This window comes from Pseudomonas vancouverensis, assembly GCF_004348895.1.
In the GTDB taxonomy this organism is placed as follows: Bacteria; Pseudomonadota; Gammaproteobacteria; order Pseudomonadales; family Pseudomonadaceae; genus Aquipseudomonas; species Aquipseudomonas vancouverensis.
Map to the genome: position 1 here is coordinate 189467 of NZ_RRZK01000023.1, position 16524 is coordinate 205990.

Annotated in this window: 20 protein-coding genes; 6 read left to right on the top strand and 14 right to left on the bottom strand. The window is 59.6% G+C overall.

The window, feature by feature from the left end:
- Positions 1-119: 119 nt before the first annotated feature.
- The 3 genes from EIY72_RS17390 to EIY72_RS17400 are packed head-to-tail and all read right to left on the bottom strand — an operon-like array spanning position 120 to position 3307.
- Complete coding sequence (locus EIY72_RS17390) at positions 120-1658, bottom strand: DHA2 family efflux MFS transporter permease subunit (protein ID WP_093220870.1); 1539 nt, start codon at positions 1656-1658, stop codon at positions 120-122.
- Positions 1651-2850 (bottom strand): HlyD family secretion protein, encoded by a 1200-nt coding sequence (locus tag EIY72_RS17395; RefSeq protein WP_093220875.1) that lies wholly within the window; start codon positions 2848-2850, stop codon positions 1651-1653. The genes EIY72_RS17390 and EIY72_RS17395 overlap by 8 nt, the downstream gene beginning before the upstream one ends.
- Complete coding sequence (locus EIY72_RS17400; RefSeq protein ID WP_093220879.1) at positions 2843-3307, bottom strand: MarR family winged helix-turn-helix transcriptional regulator; 465 nt, start codon at positions 3305-3307, stop codon at positions 2843-2845. The genes EIY72_RS17395 and EIY72_RS17400 overlap by 8 nt, the downstream gene beginning before the upstream one ends.
- Before the next feature lie 203 nt (positions 3308-3510).
- On the opposite strand from EIY72_RS17400, the gene EIY72_RS17405 reads away from it, so the two are divergent.
- Positions 3511-3834: a hypothetical protein gene (locus EIY72_RS17405; RefSeq protein ID WP_231985557.1), complete on the top strand. Its 324-nt coding sequence runs from the start codon at positions 3511-3513 to the stop codon at positions 3832-3834.
- Between the two features lie 40 nt (positions 3835-3874).
- Here the strand turns inward: EIY72_RS17405 and EIY72_RS17410 are convergent, their stop codons facing one another.
- Positions 3875-4207, bottom strand: coding sequence for a hypothetical protein (locus tag EIY72_RS17410; protein ID WP_231985558.1), 333 nt, complete (start codon positions 4205-4207; stop codon positions 3875-3877).
- Between the two features lie 288 nt (positions 4208-4495).
- Here EIY72_RS17410 and EIY72_RS17415 point away from each other — a divergent pair, with 288 nt between their 5' ends.
- Complete coding sequence (locus EIY72_RS17415; RefSeq protein ID WP_093220887.1) at positions 4496-4846, top strand: hypothetical protein; 351 nt, start codon at positions 4496-4498, stop codon at positions 4844-4846.
- Positions 4847-4870: 24 nt separating this feature from the next.
- Here EIY72_RS17415 and EIY72_RS17420 read toward each other — a convergent pair whose 3' ends face one another.
- The 5 genes from EIY72_RS17420 to EIY72_RS17440 all read right to left on the bottom strand — a co-directional run bounded on the left by EIY72_RS17420 (position 4871) and on the right by EIY72_RS17440 (position 10169).
- Positions 4871-6178, bottom strand: coding sequence for a Xaa-Pro dipeptidase (locus EIY72_RS17420; RefSeq protein WP_093220890.1), 1308 nt, complete (start codon positions 6176-6178; stop codon positions 4871-4873).
- Between the two features lie 38 nt (positions 6179-6216).
- A complete protein-coding gene (locus tag EIY72_RS17425; RefSeq protein ID WP_093220893.1) occupies positions 6217-7497 on the bottom strand; it encodes an OprD family outer membrane porin in 1281 nt (426 codons plus the stop codon).
- 136 nt (positions 7498-7633) lie between these two features.
- Positions 7634-8017 (bottom strand): VOC family protein, encoded by a 384-nt coding sequence (locus EIY72_RS17430; RefSeq protein ID WP_093220897.1) that lies wholly within the window; start codon positions 8015-8017, stop codon positions 7634-7636.
- A gap of 119 nt (positions 8018-8136) precedes the next feature.
- Positions 8137-9465, bottom strand: a complete 1329-nt coding sequence (locus EIY72_RS17435) for an ATP-binding protein (protein ID WP_093220902.1) — start codon at positions 9463-9465, stop codon at positions 8137-8139.
- Positions 9462-10169: a response regulator gene (locus EIY72_RS17440; protein ID WP_231985559.1), complete on the bottom strand. Its 708-nt coding sequence runs from the start codon at positions 10167-10169 to the stop codon at positions 9462-9464. Before EIY72_RS17440 ends, EIY72_RS17435 begins: the two co-directional genes overlap by 4 nt.
- A gap of 163 nt (positions 10170-10332) precedes the next feature.
- Between EIY72_RS17440 and EIY72_RS17445 the strand changes: the two genes are divergently transcribed.
- From EIY72_RS17445 to EIY72_RS17455, 3 genes are all read left to right on the top strand, one after another.
- Entirely contained in the window at positions 10333-10644 is a 312-nt protein-coding gene (locus EIY72_RS17445; protein WP_093220915.1) for a hypothetical protein, read from the top strand.
- A 38-nt stretch (positions 10645-10682) separates the two neighbouring features.
- Complete coding sequence (locus EIY72_RS17450) at positions 10683-11369, top strand: DUF3313 domain-containing protein (RefSeq protein WP_093230520.1); 687 nt, start codon at positions 10683-10685, stop codon at positions 11367-11369.
- Positions 11370-11438: 69 nt separating this feature from the next.
- Positions 11439-12269, top strand: coding sequence for an alpha/beta fold hydrolase (locus EIY72_RS17455; RefSeq protein ID WP_093220920.1), 831 nt, complete (start codon positions 11439-11441; stop codon positions 12267-12269).
- Between the two features lie 60 nt (positions 12270-12329).
- Here EIY72_RS17455 and EIY72_RS17460 read toward each other — a convergent pair whose 3' ends face one another.
- Complete coding sequence (locus EIY72_RS17460; protein ID WP_093220927.1) at positions 12330-13133, bottom strand: 2OG-Fe(II) oxygenase; 804 nt, start codon at positions 13131-13133, stop codon at positions 12330-12332.
- 299 nt (positions 13134-13432) lie between these two features.
- Here EIY72_RS17460 and EIY72_RS17465 point away from each other — a divergent pair, with 299 nt between their 5' ends.
- Complete coding sequence (locus EIY72_RS17465) at positions 13433-14296, top strand: MBL fold metallo-hydrolase (protein WP_093220938.1); 864 nt, start codon at positions 13433-13435, stop codon at positions 14294-14296.
- Positions 14297-14338: 42 nt separating this feature from the next.
- Here the strand turns inward: EIY72_RS17465 and EIY72_RS17470 are convergent, their stop codons facing one another.
- The 4 genes from EIY72_RS17470 to EIY72_RS17485 all read right to left on the bottom strand — a co-directional run.
- The gene (locus EIY72_RS17470) at positions 14339-14953 is read right to left on the bottom strand and encodes a hypothetical protein (RefSeq protein WP_093220944.1); all 615 of its coding nucleotides are present in this window, start codon (positions 14951-14953) and stop codon (positions 14339-14341) included.
- The gene (locus tag EIY72_RS17475) at positions 14950-15222 is read right to left on the bottom strand and encodes a DUF2515 family protein (protein WP_093220949.1); all 273 of its coding nucleotides are present in this window, start codon (positions 15220-15222) and stop codon (positions 14950-14952) included. Before EIY72_RS17475 ends, EIY72_RS17470 begins: the two co-directional genes overlap by 4 nt.
- Positions 15219-15836, bottom strand: coding sequence for a hypothetical protein (locus EIY72_RS17480; RefSeq protein WP_093220953.1), 618 nt, complete (start codon positions 15834-15836; stop codon positions 15219-15221). Before EIY72_RS17480 ends, EIY72_RS17475 begins: the two co-directional genes overlap by 4 nt.
- A partial coding sequence (locus EIY72_RS17485) for a DUF2515 family protein (RefSeq protein ID WP_425048554.1) occupies positions 15833-16524 on the bottom strand: 692 nt, incomplete at its 5' end. The genes EIY72_RS17485 and EIY72_RS17480, both read right to left, overlap by 4 nt.

Consider the following 16524-nt stretch of genomic DNA (forward strand, 5'->3'; position numbering starts at 1 on the left):
ATGAGGGCAGGTTAGTGGCACTTTGATTTTCTGCCCCACACTTGGGGGTGTCGCCCTATGTTTACACTCGACGGCAGCCAGTGTCACAGCGGTGAACTTCGTAATACGGCAAACAGCTGCTAGTCCATGATCGGCGCGGTTTCTTCAGGGCCCTGAACTTGCGGCGGTTTGATGATCAGCAACAACGGCATCACCGCCAGGGACAGGATCATCAACAACTTGAAGTCATCCAGGTACGCGATCCAGCTCGCTTGCACCGTCACCATTGCATCGAGCAATGCCCGCCCGGAGGCGAGCATCGGGTCCAGGTAACTCTTGATCGGCCATGCTTCGAACGCCCGGTTGAAGGGGGTCACGTAGGCGCCGATCTGTGCGTGGTTGACCTGGATGTTCTGGGTCAACAGCACGCTGACGATGGAAATCCCGACACTCGAGCCGACGTTGCGCGACAGGCTGTACAGCCCGGTGCCTTCTGCGCGCAAACTGGCGGGTAAGGTGGCGAAGGCCACCGTGGTCAAGGGCACGAACAAGAGGCCGAGACTGGTGCCCTGGATGAAGCCGACGACGATGATGGTTTGCAGCGACACGTTGGGGGTCCAGCCGGTCATCAGCCACATCGACAATGCGGACAAGCCCAGACCCGTCAGCAGCAACAGGCGCGTGTCGACTTTGCCCAGCAGCTTGCCGGCGAGGAACATGGTCAGCATCGTACCCAGACCACGCGGCCCCATGGCCATGCCGGCGGTCAGCACCGGGTAGCCCATCAGGGTCTGCAGGTAGGGTGTCATCAGCGCCAACGAGGCCAGGTAGGTGATGCCGACAATGAAAATGAACACGACACTGATGGAGAAATTGCGGTCCTTGAACAGCGCCGGGCTGATGAAGGGCTTGTCGCTGGTGAAGGTGTGCACCAGGAATACATAGGCGGCGGCTGCGGCGACCACCGCTTCAATGAGGATCTCGCCGGAGGCGAACCAGCCCAGCTGCTCACCGCGGTCGAGAAACAGTTGCAGGGCCATGATCGCCACGCTCAGTGAACCGAAGCCCAACCAGTCGAGGCGGGTGTGATGGTCCGTTTCGGTTTCGTGGACGTAATAGATGATCCCGGCCAGCGCCAGTAATCCGATCGGTAGATTGATGAAAAACACCCAGCGCCAGCTGAAGTTTTCCGTCAGCCAGCCCCCCAGCATCGGTCCGAGCACGGGGCCGACCATCACAGACACGCCGAACAGTGCCATGGCCGAACCGCGTTCCTTGAGGCTGTAGATGTCCAGCAGAATACCTTGGGACAACGGCACCAATGCCGCGCCTGCCAGGCCTTGCAGCAGGCGCGCGAGGATGATTTCTTCGAGCGACTGCGCCAGCCCGCAAAGAATCGACGAGACGACAAAGCCGACAATCGCCCACAGCAACACGCGCTTGCGCCCGAAACGCCGGGCCAGAAAGGCCGAGGGGGGCGTCATGATTGCTGCGGCGACTATATAGGACGTCAGCACCCAGTTGATCTGGTCGGAACTGGCCGAGATGCTGCCTTGCATATAGGGCAGGGCGACGTTGGCAATGGTGGTGTCCAGCGCCTGCATGATCACCGCCAGCACGACGCAGGCAGTGATCATCCCGCGATGAGCCACCGCCGCTGGCGCCGCCGGGTTACTCATGGGCCGCTGCCTTGCTCGCTGTCAGCCCGGCGAACAGGTGCGGCAAGCCCCGTGACGAACCGGTATCGATCTCGGCCTGGACACTCATGCCGGTACGCAGGGCCGGTTTGCCATCGGCATCATCGATGCTGATGCGCACGGGAATCCGTTGCACCACTTTGACCCAGTTGCCGGTGGTGTTCTGCGCCGGCAGCAAGGAAAAACTGGCCCCCGACGCCGGGCTGATGCTCTCCACGGTACCGTGCCACTGCACGCCGGGGTAACTGTCGACGCTGATGTCCACCGGTTGCCCGGGTTGCATGTGGGTCAGTTCGGTTTCCTTGGGCGATGCCGCGACCCACAAGTGATCGGCGGAGACCAGGCTGATGCCCGATTGCGGCGGTTGCAGGTAGGAGCCGACTTGCAGCGAGTCGACATTGGTGACGATGCCGTCGAACGAGGCGCGCACCACCGAGTTGTCGAGGTTGCGCTGGGCCTCATCGACGGCCGCCTGGGCTTGCAGATACAGGGATTGCTGCTCGACCGGTGTTTCGATGTGCCCGCCAAGCTGCGCCAGGACCATCTGCGCCGTCGCCTTGGCCACGGCGATTTTTTGCCGGGTACTGTCCAGCGCGTGCTTGGCGTCGTCGTAGTTGGTTTTCGACACCGCCGACACGTTCACCAGGGTTTGCTGACGCTGGAAACTGGTCTGGTAGTAGGCAAGGTCGATTTGCGCCTGGTCGATTTCCGCCAGCGCCTGGTTGTAGTTGGCCTTGAGATTGAGGATCTGGTTGCGCACGTTGCCCAACTGCGCCTGGGCACTGGCCAGGGCAATCCGGAAGGGTTCCGGCTTGAGCGTGAACAGCACCTGCCCCTTGCTGACCCGCTGATTGTCCTTGACCTCAACCGTAGCCACCAGGCCAGAAACGTCGGTGGACACGCCGACATGGTCAGCCTGGATGTAGGCGTTGTCGGTGGAAACGATTTGCCCGCCGGTGACATACAGGTAGCCGGCGACCAACAAGGCGACAGGCAGCAGGGCAAACAGCCCGGTGCGCACCCGTTGCCGTTTCGGCCGCGCCGGGGACGCTGCACTTTTCGGGCTCTCGGTCTGGCCGGGCTGCGCCTTTGGGGCCTCGCCTGGCGTGGTCGCATCAAACTTCGGCGCCACGGGCTTGACCGGTGCGGGGGATTTCAACTCTTGATCAGCCATGACTGCGCACCTCATCGTCGATGGGCAGGCTGCAGGCGTCGATCAGGTTGGCCCGCATCCGCTTCATCATTTGCAGCAACAGTTGTTGTTCTTCCTCGGTAAAGCCGAGCGTGGCTTCCTCGCGTGTGGCTTTGCCCATCTCGCGCATCAGTTGCAACAGCGGATGGGCCTGCTCGGTGAGGAACAGCAAGGACAAGCGCCGATCCGTCGGGTGCCGCCGGCGCTCGACCAGACCGCGCTCGGCCATCTTGTCCAGCAGGCGCACGAGGGTGATCGATTCCAGTTCCAGCAGATCCGCCAGACCCTTTTGATGAATGCCCTCATTGGTCGACAGCATCGCCAGCACTTGCCATTGCGAACGGGTGAGGCCGACATGCCGGGCGCGCTGCTCAAAGCGCTTGCGCATCAATCGGGCACTGTCATGCAGGGCAAAACCAAGGGTCAGGGTGTCGGTCATGATCAGATCTGCTGTTTAAAAGTCAGCTCATCATAGTTTAGCTTGTAATTAGGCTGCTATCTAAATTTGCGGGTCTCGGGTAAATTTTTGTAGGTGTGACGACGCGCTGGGTTTGGCGCTTTTGCTCGGGGGGATTCGGATGCGACCTGTTGGCATCAAAAGCGTCAGGGTTGCGAACTAATGCACAACTGCGTCGGTCGATCATGCATCTGCCGTTCCGCTGCACGGGCTACACGCTTAGAGTGTCTGGCGGACTGACAAAACTAAAAAAATTACAAAACGTGGTGAGTGCGATGAATTGTCTGATTTGTGTGAGGGCCGCCGAGCGCATCGAATGCGACGGCCCGTGGGAGGAACGCGATTGTCCCGAGTGCGGGCGCTACCGGGTGGCGGACGCACTGATTCTGACCCTGATGGAACAGGGCCAGATCTTTGATGTGAGCAAAACCAGGAGCTGGCTGGACAGCCGGCGCAAGAACGGCAACGTTCCTTCTATCGAAATACATCAGGCCTTGTTGTTGCCCTGAGGGGCGGCCATGCCAGCCGCCGCTGCAGCCTCAGTGAGTTTCAGACCCTCGTAGCCGTCGACACCACGCGTTCAGGCCGTGGCCGGATGAAATCGACCGGGTTCGTGCCAACGCGGCTGAGCCGTGGTTCGCGCAGTGGCGGAAGCTGCTCATTGATCAGTGACAGATGATCCAGCGCTTCCTGAAACAACGCGTGTGCCTTGTCACGCAGCCGCAAGTAGTCAAGAAACATCTCATCGTCGAGGTCCGGTCGATCGAGCAGATCGAGTGCCGAACGATTGAGGACATTGGCCTCCTCGAACAGCTTTTCGTTTTGCTCCATGGCCAGGTGGCGGCAGGCGTTGAAACGGGTGGCGGCGTGGGGCGAGTGCATGGTCAGCTCCTGTTCAAGTGGGGAGTTTGCGCTGCGGCGATAGAGCTATGACCCTGGCTGTTGCGTGGAAGATCAATTGAAATCGGTTTAAAAAATCGATCGTTAATCCAAGTATTGCTGGCAGACGAATCCATTTTTTCGGGTAGATACTGGAAAGATCGACATCGATCCCGAGCGCAATGCGACCCGTGGACTACACTCGCTGAACACTTTTCACGACAGCCAGAGTGGCGCCAGGCAGGCCTTTGTTCGGCACGCGAGGTCTCGTCGAATCACTGAGGGAACGACATGAAATGGATCCTGTGGACACTGGCTTTGGCATCAATGGCTGGCTGCGCGGTGCCGACCATGAGCGAGATGCGCAAGGAAGACCCCCGGCAAATCCTCACGTCGAAAAAACCCGAGAAAGTCGTCGCCGATTGCGTCCTGCGCGAATGGCAAGACCTGCCGGTGTTCGCCGGACACGATGGCGCCACCCTGGAGCCGGGTAGCCACGGCGGCTACACGGTTGCGACCGTAGGTTCGGGGTATTTTGTCGATATCAGCAAGGATGAGTTCGGCTCGGTCGCCAAATATTATGCGGCAACCCATCGCTGGATCTCCAGGAAACACCTGGAAGCCCTGCAACGCTGCCTGTGAACCCATCCCCGGGTGGTGGCGCGTTTACAGGCCCGGCAGCACATCGGGCGGTACGATGGCGCCACCCTTCATCACCACCGGCAGTTTTTCCAGCAACGAGATATCGGCGATCGGGTCGCCGTCCACCGCGATCATGTCGGCGTAGCGTCCGGCGCTGATCGCTCCGACATCCGCCTGCCAATTGAGCATGTCCGCGGCGACGACCGTGGCGGACTGGATCGCCTGCATGGGCGTCATGCCGTACTTGACCATGTAGGCGAACTGCCGCGCGTTGGTGCCGATCGGGTAGACACCGGCATCGGTGCCATAGGCAATTCTCACCCCGGCCTGCACCGCTTTGCGAAATGCCTGACGCTGGACCTCAGTGGTTTCGCTGTTCTTGCGCAGGTAACTTTCCGGCCAGTTCTCCTTGCGACCGATTTCATCAATGTAATCGCCGTTGTAGATGTCCATGACCAGATAGGTACCCTTGTCCTTGGCCAGCCTGATGCCTTCATCGTCGAGCAGTGACGCATGCTCGACGGATTTCACCCCGGCGCGAATCGCCGCCTTGATGCCTTCGGCACCATGGGCGTGAACAGTGGCGTAGCTCTTGTGCACCTTGGCTTCTTCGACGACCGCGCGCATTTCCTCCTCGCTCATTTCCATTTGTCCGGGTTCGGTGCCTTCGGCGAGCACGGCACCGGTGCCCATCATCTTGATGGTGTCGACGCCATGCTGGAACAGGTAGCGGGTCTTTAGCCGGGCGTCGTTGGCGTCGCGATACACACCGACACGCATGTCCGCCGGGATTTCCACGCCCGGGGCAAAGCCGGTGACTTCGCCGCCACCGCCGGCGACGGTGAGGTAGGCACCGACCACATTCATCCGTGGCCCCAGTACCCGATTGGCGTTGATAGCGTCGCGCAGCGCGACGTCGGTGAACGCGCGATAGGTGCCCAGGTCATGCACGGTGGTGAAGCCTGCACGCAACGTCTGATAGGCATGTTTCGCGCCCATCAACGCGACATCCTGGGGCGAATGCAGCAGCGGTTCGGCGACATTGTTGGTCATGTCCCAGTCGGCGATGTGCGTGTGCGCGTCAATCAGGCCAGGCAACACGGTCTTGGTCGACCAATCGATCACCTTGCTCTGGGTCGTTGGCGCACGCCACGACTCCACGGCCACGATGCGCTCGTCTTCGATCTTGATGCGCTGATCGTTCAACACCTGGCCTTTCTCCACATCCACCAGCCGTCCGGCATGCACATACAGCACCTCGGCATGGGCGGACAGGGCCACGGACGAGAGCGACACAGCCAATGCGATGCACTTGATCGGGAATTTTTTCATAGGGGTTCTCTTGTTTTTATGGGGGAGGGATGTGCGCATCAGAGAAGCTCGAAGGGGTATTCGCTGATGATGCGCAGCTGTTTCACGCTGTCGCCGGTAAACGAGAAGTCGGCATAGCGCACGCGTATCGAGAGATCCTTCAACGGACCGTTTTGTACGACGGTCTTCAGGTCCAGATCGCGTTCGATCTGTTTGTCCGAGTGGGAGAAGTAGGCGTACAGACCTTCCGGATCGACCTGCTCGTTGTCGATATCGAAGCCGTAGACGTAACGCACACCGAGCGTGGTGTGCAGGTAGCCGGTGCTGCCGAAGTCGTATTGGTAGCCGAGGCCGACCGACTGTTCGCCTGGGCCATTGAAGTCGCCGTACTGCGAGGAGTTGGCCAGGTAGATGGAGTCCATGTAGGTGCCATCGGACGCCATCAGGTAGTCGAACGGCTGGCTGCCATGGATTTTCTGGTAGGACAGGGTGAGGGTGTGCGGGCCGATCCCGTAAGCGGTGGCCAATGACCAGGCCGTGACATTGATGTCACCGGCATTGGCCTGGCCTTCATCGAGTGAGCGATAGAGATTGAAGTCGACGCTCAATGATTGGTCGCCTTTTAGCGGCAAACTGTAATTGGCGTTGACGTAGAACTGCCGCCACAAGTCTTCGGCGCGAGACACATAAAAGCCGACGCCACCTTCCTCAACAGGCAACCAGGTCAAGCCTGCATAGTCCACGTCACCGGCATCCACGCCCGCGTAGCCAGCCTTGAACCCGCCGTCATGGCCGGTGCTGATGTAGCCACGAGTGGAATAGAAGTGGCCGAGATCGACACTGACCTTGTCTATGTCCTCACTCAGCAACTGGATGCCGCGGGTGGTCATCGGCATCAAGCGCAAATCGGGCGTGGCGAATACCGGGTTGTAAGGGCGCAAATCACCGTACTTGATCACGGTGTTCGACCATTTCATCTTCACCGAGGCGTTGAGCGTTGACGATTCGCTTCGTTCAGCATCGCCCTCGACGGGGAACATGCCGGTGCCGACTGTCCCGCGTCCGCCGTCCAGTTTGTAGGCGGTGTAGGCACTTGAATCAACGCCGAAGCCGATATCGCCCTGGGTGAACCCGGATTGATAGTCCAGCTGAAATCCCTGGCCCCAGCCGATGGCATCGGGAGAGTGGGACAGGGAATTGCGATTGAAGTACATGTTGCGTGCGAGCAGCCTGGCGGTGCTGCCCTCGACGAATCCTTCGCTGGATTCTTCTGCATGCACGTGCAGGGAACTGGCGGACACGGAAAAGACAAACAGACCCAGTAGGGGGCGCTTCTTCATCGGAGGCCTCAGGACTTTGATTATTATTGTTGTGTGCAGACGCCTGTGCAGCTCAGCGGTCAAGCAGTTGGGGGTTCATGGATATTGACGCAGCTAGCACAGGCCAACGACGGGGGCGTCGGCCTGTGCATCAGGCTCAGGCGGGCTGGAAGCAGTAAGCCGCCAGTTTGTTGCCGTCCAGATCGCGGGCATAAGCGGCGTAGGCATTGGGTGCCCAGTTGCGTTGCCCCGGCAGACCTTCACAGGTACCGCCGGAAGCCAGCGCGGCGGCGTGAAAGGCATCGATGGCGGCACGGGTCGGGGCCTCGAAACTGACAGTCACGCCATTGCCGACCGTGGCCGGTGAACCGTTGGCCGGTTTCAGCACGAAGAAGGAGGGTGCATCCTCGCCCCAGATCGAGCCGTTGTCACCGAGGTCGGCGATACGCTTATGGCCCAGCTCGCCCAGCACGTTGTCGTAGAAACGACGGGCGTTATCGAGGTTGTTGGTGCCGACGGTCACGTGGGTAAACACACTCATTGTCAAAAACTCCCGGGTTGCGATGTGTTGCCCAAGAATGTGCCCGGTGCTGCACAAATGACAGTGATGTCTCTGCATTAATCCCATGCGAAACGCGCATGAAAACGCCTGGTCAGGGCTCATGCACTGCGCGGCAACTCGACCCGCGCCACCAGCCCTTTGCGGTTGCTCAGGGTCAACTCGCCACCCTGTTCGCGGACGATTGCTCGCGCCGCCGAGAGGCCCAGACCTACGCCGCCGGTGTCACGGTTGCGCGAGGTTTCCAGGCGAAAGAACGGGTCGAACACCCGTTGCAGGGCGGCGTCGGGAATGCCCGGTCCTTCGTCGCTGACCTCGATGTAGACCGACTCCTGGTCAACACTCAGTGCGGTGCGCGGGTGCTGGCCGTACTTCACGGCGTTTTCCAGCAGGTTGACGATGACGCGCTTGATGCCCAGCGGCCGGCCTATGTAGACCAGGTGCGCGGGGCCGCTGAAGTCGATGGCGATGTCCTGGTCCCGAAAGTCATCGATGATGGTTTGCAGCAGCTCCGACAGATCGAACGCCGTTGACTGCTCCAGGTGCGTGTCCTCGCGGAAAAACGCCAGGGCGGCGTTGATCATCGATTGCATCTCCTCGATATCGCGAATCAATTTGCGCTGATGGTCGAGGTCTTCCATGAATTCGCTGCGCAAGCGCATTCGTGTCAAGGGCGCGCGCAAGTCGTGGGAGATGGAGGCGAGCATGTGCGTACGCTCACCAATGAAATGCTGGATCTGCGCCTGCATGGTGTTGAAGGCGATGATCGCCTGGCGAATTTCGTGAGGGCCTTCGAGATGAATCGGGGGAGCGTTGAGGTCACCGCCGAAGCGCCGGGCGGCACCGGCGAAGCGCTGAATTGGATTGGCCAGTTGCCGTGTGGCGATCCAGGCGACCAGCAAGGTAGCGATCAGCCCCAGGGTGATGACCACGGCGAGCCGTGCGGGCAGATTCAGGCCCCAGCTGCGCTCGGGCGGGGTGAAGGATAACCAGCTGCCATCGTCCATGCGCACCAATGCAACGTAACGCGCCTCGGTGCTGTTATCTGGCCAGTCGCTGGGGTTGAACACGTCGATCTCGCGGTCCGCGCCCAGCAGTCGTCGTAGCACCGGGGCCGAGTCGGCCGTCAACTGGGCGCCGCCGGCCGGCAGGTTGAATTGGTCACGCTGGGCGTGCCAGGCCACGTCGAGCATGGGATTGCTCGCCGCGCTCGCCAGTTGCGCACGCAACGAGGCTGGCGCTGCCTCGATCACCCGAGTGGTCGAGGCAATCTGCTCCAGCAGTCCGGTGCGCTCAATGGGTGGCTGGGCCCAGATGCCTGCCACCTGGACGAACAGCGCATTGAGGGTCAGGGAAGCCACCATCGCCGCGACTATGGTCAGGGCAATCCGGCGCCTGAGGGTGTCCCGGGGCAGTAATCGGCCGATCACGTACGAGTGACCTTGGCAGTGAACATATAACCTCCATTGCGCACGGTACGAATCAGGTCCGGGCGCTTGCAGTCCGGCTCGATCTTTCGCCGCAAGCGGCTGACCTGCACATCGATGCTGCGATCGAACGCGTCATGGCCGTGGCCGTGGGTCAGGTCAATCAACTGCTCACGGGTGAGGATGCGCTGGGGGTTGTCGAGGAACACCACCAACAGATCGAACTCGCCTCCGGACAGCGGAATCATCACGTTCTCGGGCGAACGCAGCTCGCGGCAGGTGATATCCAGGTGCCAGCCGGCGAAGGCAACAACCGGTCGCGAAGGCTCACTGTGGCTTTTGCGGTCACCGGCGCGACGTTGCAGGGCGCGTACCCGGGCCAGCAGTTCCTGGGGGGCGAAGGGTTTGGTCAGGTAGTCGTCCGCCCCCAGCTCCAGGCCGACAATGCGATCACTGAGCTCGGCCATGGCCGTCAGCATGATGATTGGAATTCCCGTCTGGGCGCGGACTTTCTGGCACAGGCTCAGGCCGCTTTCGCCGGGCAGCATGACGTCGAGAATCAGCGTGTCCGGCCGACTTTGCTCAATCGCCGCCCACATGGCCTCGCCGTGGGGCGCCACTTGCACCTCATAGGCGTGCTGAACGAAGAACTTCTTCAGCAGCGACAGGATTTCCTCGTCGTCGTCGACGATCAGCAGTCTGCTCACGGTGTCAGGTTCCAGGGACCAAAAAAGAGCGCATCTAAAACCATTTCGCGGTCCGGGTCATTTATTTCAATCGAGCAACATTTCGTCCGGCCAGACATCAAGCGGACATTCTCAGGCAAAAACCCTGGGCGATCCTGTCGGCATTCCCACCCAGGAGGCTTCCATGAAGGTTTTGAACGGCAGTTACATCACGGAAGGGCCATCCAGCGCCCGTCCCCTGATTCTAAACCAGCGCACCACCGCACCCGAATCCGACAAGTCGATTCTGTTCCAGGAAACCTGCCTGGGACTGACCGGTGATCAAAGCCAGATCGTCCTGCGCCGTTATTTCGAACACTACGGCCCGGACAACGCCGACTGGGTGGAGTACATCCACGCCATCCCGACCGCTGAACTGGTGCACTGGATCATGCGCCATGGCCAGTTGCGCATCGAATGCTCGGACAACCACGCAACCCTCAACGTCCCCGCCTGAGTGCGCGGGCTTTAATGCAAAACAAGGACATTTCATTGATGACACGCAAACATTCATTGCCGCTGTTGTTCGTCGCCACCCTGAGCCTGTCGGCGTGCAGCAGCAAACGAGTCGGTCCCGAGACCTATACCGGTTTTCTGCATGACTACAGTGTGTTGACCGAACGCCAGGCACCTTCCGGACAGACCGTACTGAGCTGGGTCAGCCCGGCGGTGAAAAGAGGCCGTTACACCCAGGTTTATCTGGCGCCGAGTCAGTTCTACCCCCACTCTGAGCCCACCGAACGCATTCCTCTGAGCACTCTGAGTGGGGTCACTGACTACTACGATGCAGCCCTCAGAACCGAGTTGGCCAAGGTGCTGCCACTGGTGAACAAACCGGGGCCGAACACCCTGGTGGTCAAACCGGCGATCACCCAGGTGACGGCCAGCACCCAGGGCCTGCGCTTTTATGAATGGCTGCCGGTCACCCTGGTCGCCGCCGGCGTGAGCACCGCCACCGGTATTCGCGATCAGGACAGCGAAGTCGCCACCGAGGTCTCCTTCGAGGACGGCTCGACCGGCGAAGTGGTGGCCGAAGTGGTGCGCAAGGGCACCGGGCATGTCCTGGAAAACGACAAGCAAGTGCTGACCGCCGATGACGTCAAGGCCGTGCTCGATGGCTGGGCCACTGACTTGCGCCAGTCCTACATCGCCCTCGGTCGACCCACCGCAGATAACCTCTGATCGGACAAAGCGGCAAAGTCGTGATTGCGTGCTGAACTCAATCGCAGTTTTCACAATGGGAGCTGCGCCATGACCACCATCACGACTAAAGACGGCACCGAAATCTTCTACAAGGATTGGGGACCCAAGGACGCCACGCCCATCATGTTCCACCACGGTTGGCCGCTCAGTGCCGATGACTGGGACGCGCAGATGATGTTCTTTCTGCTCAAGGGCTACCGGGTCATCGCCCATGATCGACGCGGGCATGGACGCTCGACCCAGACCTGGCAAGGCAACGAGATGGACACCTACGCCGCCGACGTTGCCGAACTGACCGATGCACTGGACCTGAAAGGCGCGATACATGTCGGCCATTCCACCGGTGGTGGCGAAGTCGCGCACTATGTTGCGCGGGCGAAGCCGGGCAGGGTGGCCAAGGCGGTGCTGATCGGCGCGGTGCCACCGGTCATGGTCAAGTCGGAGAAAAATCCTGGTGGCTTGCCCATCGAAGTGTTTGACGGCTTTCGCGCGGCGCTGGTGGCCAATCGTGCGCAGTTCTACATGGATGTCGCGGCCGGGCCGTTCTACGGCTACAACCGGCCGGATGCGAAAATCTCCCAAGCCGTGGTGGAGAACTGGTGGCGCCAGGGCATGATGGGCGGCGCCAAAGCGCACTACGACTGCATCAAGGCATTTTCCGAAACGGATTTCACCGAAGACCTGAAAGTCATCGAAGTGCCGACCCTGGTGATGCACGGCGAAGACGATCAGATCGTGCCGATTGCCGACTCTGCGCCGTTGTCGGCCAAACTTCTGAAGAACGGCACGCTGAAAACCTATCCAGGGTTCCCCCACGGCATGCCGACAACCCATGCCGATCAGATCAATGCCGACCTGCTGGCCTTCATTCGCGGCTGAATGAAAAAGACGGAAATTGCCGAGTGCACACCTTGATCGGGGTGCACTCGGCACTGCACTTCAGTTTTTCTTCCTGATGAGCTTGTCCATGTAGTACTTCAGGCTCAAGCGGTCCTTGGGCCGTGGTTTGTAGTGGGTCTTGTTGCGTTGCGCGGGGTCGATCGCCAGGGTGCCCGCCGTGTAGTAATACAGCGCGATGGAGCGGCGGGTGATGTGCTGCGGCGTGGTCAACGGCTCAGGGTGTCCGTGGTTGCTGTCTTTGTCAGTGTTGAAGATCACGCAGCGGTTGTAGATCGGCAGGATCTTCTTCAAGCAGGTCTTCATGCCGACATCCCACAGTTCCAGGTTGCCGCCGTATTCCTCTTTCCAGTCTTCATTCAAATAAATGATGACATTCAGCCGGCGTTCGACATTCAACTTCTTGTTGAGGCGGAAGTCCGAATGCACCCCCAGAAAACCGCCGCTCCTGGTTTCATGCAGGCCACCGCCGGTGAAGTAGGGGTCGGGTATCAGCCCGTTGATGCCGGTGAGTTTTTCCAGGAACTGCAACATCGGCGCCGAGTTGAACAGGTTAAACAGCGCCTTCAAATGCGGGTCGCATTCGTTGGGGCTGATCTGGCGCTTCAACTGACCTTTGTAGCCGCGCTCGTAGAGCATTTCGTTGTTGGTCGGTTCGACGGGAAAGTGCGAGCAAACACTGGCAATGACATCGTCCTGCAGGAAGTTGTCGATGACGATATGCGGGAATGGCGTCGCCGCCACGTACTGACTGGCCAAGGTTTCACCCAGGGCGCTGGCGGCGTTTTGATCAAAATCCAGCGCCGGGGACAGGGTGATGGGGAGTGCTTGGGGGGTGGATGCCATTACCGCTCCAAAAAAACCGGCTTTAAACAGGTGTGTTGGGTTTGCGTTGAGCGCGAGGCTCGTTGCGTGTGCGGCACTTTAACTGGCGCACGGGTGCAGGCACTAGGCCTCAAGCGGCGTTGCAGACGCGCGCCCCTGGGCATTTTGTTACACGATATTTTTTGGCACGGATTGCACACTCAGACCCACTCCACTCGGGTGGGGCGCGAAGGCGAACGGGCGGTTTAACCTGAACACCTCATAAAACGCTTCCGCCGCACGTTCTGCAACGGTGGTTCGAATTCAAAGAGGTGTCTGTCGTGAACCGTTGTTTATCCACTCTGACCGGTAGAAGTCGCAAACTTGATGGTGGCGTGATGTTCGGCAATACGCCGCGGCAGTTGTGGGCCGACTGGCTCAAGCCTGACCAGGACAACCTGGTGAACCTTGCCTCACGAGGGCTGCTGGTGCAGCAAGGGGGCCGGAACATTCTGGTCCTGGCCGGTGCCAGTGCCTTGTTGGCACCGCCACGGCGCACCTGCAGCTGCCAGAAACACACCTCCGGCTTGCTCGACAGCCTGGCGCAGCAAGGCCTGACGGAGGCCGATATTCACGCCGTGGTATTAACCCACCTGCATGTGCAACTGACGCCGGAGCAGACCGAGGCGGTCAACGACGGCAACACTCCGCGTTTATTGTTTCCCGCGGCGCATTACATCACCGGTGAAAGTCACTGGTCCCGGGCACTGCACAACCATCCCCATGACCGCGCGCTGTTCGTCCGCCAGATCGTGCGCCGACTGGAAAACAGCGGTCGACTGGTGCTGGTCAATGGCCCGCGTTGCAATGAACTGGGCGACGGTTGGCAGTTCCATTTCAGCGATGGCTACACGCCGGGGCAGTTGCTCCCGGAAATCAGCATGCCGGGCGGTCCGGTGGTGTTCGCCGGCGACCTGATTCCGGGAACGCACTGGTTGAGCCTGGATGTAACGACGGCCAACGACCGCAACCCGGAAGGCCTGGTCGGCGAGAAAGAACGCCTGCTGGACCACCTGGTCGCCAGTGGCGGGCGCCTGGTGTTTTCCAGCGACCCGGAGATCGCGATGATCAAGATCATGCGCGACCGGCAATCGCGTTACCTGCCGTTTGATCCGCATGCGGCGTTGAGTCGGTTCGAGTTTTGAGCTGTGCGCTGGATTCCGTGGGAACAAAGCAATGCATCAGACTCACTGCACGCCCCGTGATTTGTGGATGGCCAATGTGATGAGGTAGCGTTCCTCGGTGGGGCGCTTTTTATCTTCGAAGCGGCTGACCACCAGCATCAATTGGTACTTGTCACCGGCTCGCCAGTAGGCTTTTTCAACGTTTTTTGTTTCTCTCAATCGATCACGCCATTGCGGAGTGTCGGCGAACGAAGGGAATTCCCTGGTCCGGATGGGTACCCAACCCGCTCTGCGCCATTGGTCTTGCAAATCCAGAACGACCTTGAGGGTGTCGTCGAGCAGTAGTGGCTCGATTTGAGGGGACATGCGGACATTGCTGACCCGTGAATCATCAAAACTCACGCTAAAGAAACGGGCCAGTGGAGTTACAAATCCGTATTGAGGATCTGTAAAGCGCAGGCGGGCATCAGATTTGGGCATCCGTCCCCAATAATGCCCGGCAATGGCTGAATCAATCTCAGCGCTGGAGCGACGGCGCATATCTTCCCAAGGCTCGCCAATCACCAAGGCGATTTCCGGCTCATCTGAAAGTGTTTCAATCCCCACCACGATGAGGAGTGCTGCGACGGCCAGCGCCAATGCACCGCATCGCCAGCCTAGGCGATGCAGCAGCCTCATCGCACGCCACCACCCAGGGCAATCTCTAGAATCGAATGTTCCAGCTGCTGGCGTATGTCGTTTAGCAGCAGATCGTCAAACTGCTTCGCGGCCCTGAGTACGAAGGGCATGCGCTGATTGATATCGCCCAGGTTGGCAGCGACGTTGTTGCTGAAGCCAATGGTGCGTTCGTCGTCAATCCGTCGGCACTGACTGGCGAGGGTAAGCTCGATGGCTTCGGCGGCGCCGGACGGGATACCGACGCGTCTGTCGTAATGGGACAGGGTCAAGGTTTTGTCCAGGGTGTGGCCAGTGACAGTTTGATGAGGTAGCGCTCCTCGGTGGGGTGCCGGTAATCCTTGAAGCGATTGACCACCAGCATCACCTGATACTGGGTGCCCGCGTGCCAATAAGAGGTGCCGCCCTTGTTCACGTCCCGCAATTGGGCTCGCCATTTCGGAGTGTCGGCGAACGGTGGATCTTCTTCGACACGGATGGGTACCCAGCCGGCTCTGCGCCATTGGTCTTGCAGATCCAGCACGACCCTGAGGGTGTCGTCGAGTAATAGCGGCTCGATTTGTGGGGACATGCGAACACTATTAATAAGCTCCTCGTTATAAATAACCGTAAGGAAGCGGGCCATAGGGGTTACAAATCCGTACTGAGGATCAATGAATCGAAGTCGGGCATCGGAATATGGAACATTGAACGACACTCGCCCTGGTATGGCGGGGCTAATGCTTGCGCTGGAGCGCTGGCGCATATCTTCCCAAGGTTCGCCAATCAATAGGGCGATCTCCGGCTCGTCCGTCAGGCGTTGAACCACCACCATCACTGTCAGCAGAATCATGACCGCTAGTGCTACGAGACCACGTCGCCAGCCCCTATGTTGCAGCCGGCTCATCGCACGCCACCACCGAGGGCAATCTCTAAAATCGAATGTTCCAATTGCTGGCGTTTGTCGCTTTGCAGCAGATCGTCAAATTGCTTCGCGGCCCTTAGCACGAAGGGCATGCGCTGATTGATATCGCCCAGGTTGGCAGTGACGTTGTTGCTAAAGCCAATGGTGCGTCCGTCATCAATCCGTCGGCACTGGCTGGCGAGGGTAAGCTCGATGGCTTCGGCGGCGCCGGACGGGATACCGATGACGTAGGAAAAATGGTTACTGCGCAGCAACCATTTCAGTCCCATGTCATCGTACATCGCCGGTTGCAGGATATTGACTTGTTCGTGTGTGGCCAGGAGTTCAACACTTTTAGCAATATTGCCAGTCTCTATCGTCTCAAAAGCTTGCAGTATTTCCTTGTGGTTAGTCCCGAATTCCAGCGTTTCCTTTCCAACGGGCCACAATATCGGATGCTGACCACTGCCATAAATATTTTTCCGTGACCCCAAACACTCCCTCAGCGCCTCCAACCCCCGCTCCGCATAAAACACATGCAACGGATACACATCCAGGAACAGCGTGGTATTGCCCATCGCCAGCATCTCGTACACGAACTGGTACATCTGTTGCGAGTAGGTCAAGGGGCTTTCGGCGCCCCAATGGGTGAAGCCCCACACCGGGTTGTTGCGGTTGGCCTGTTCATATT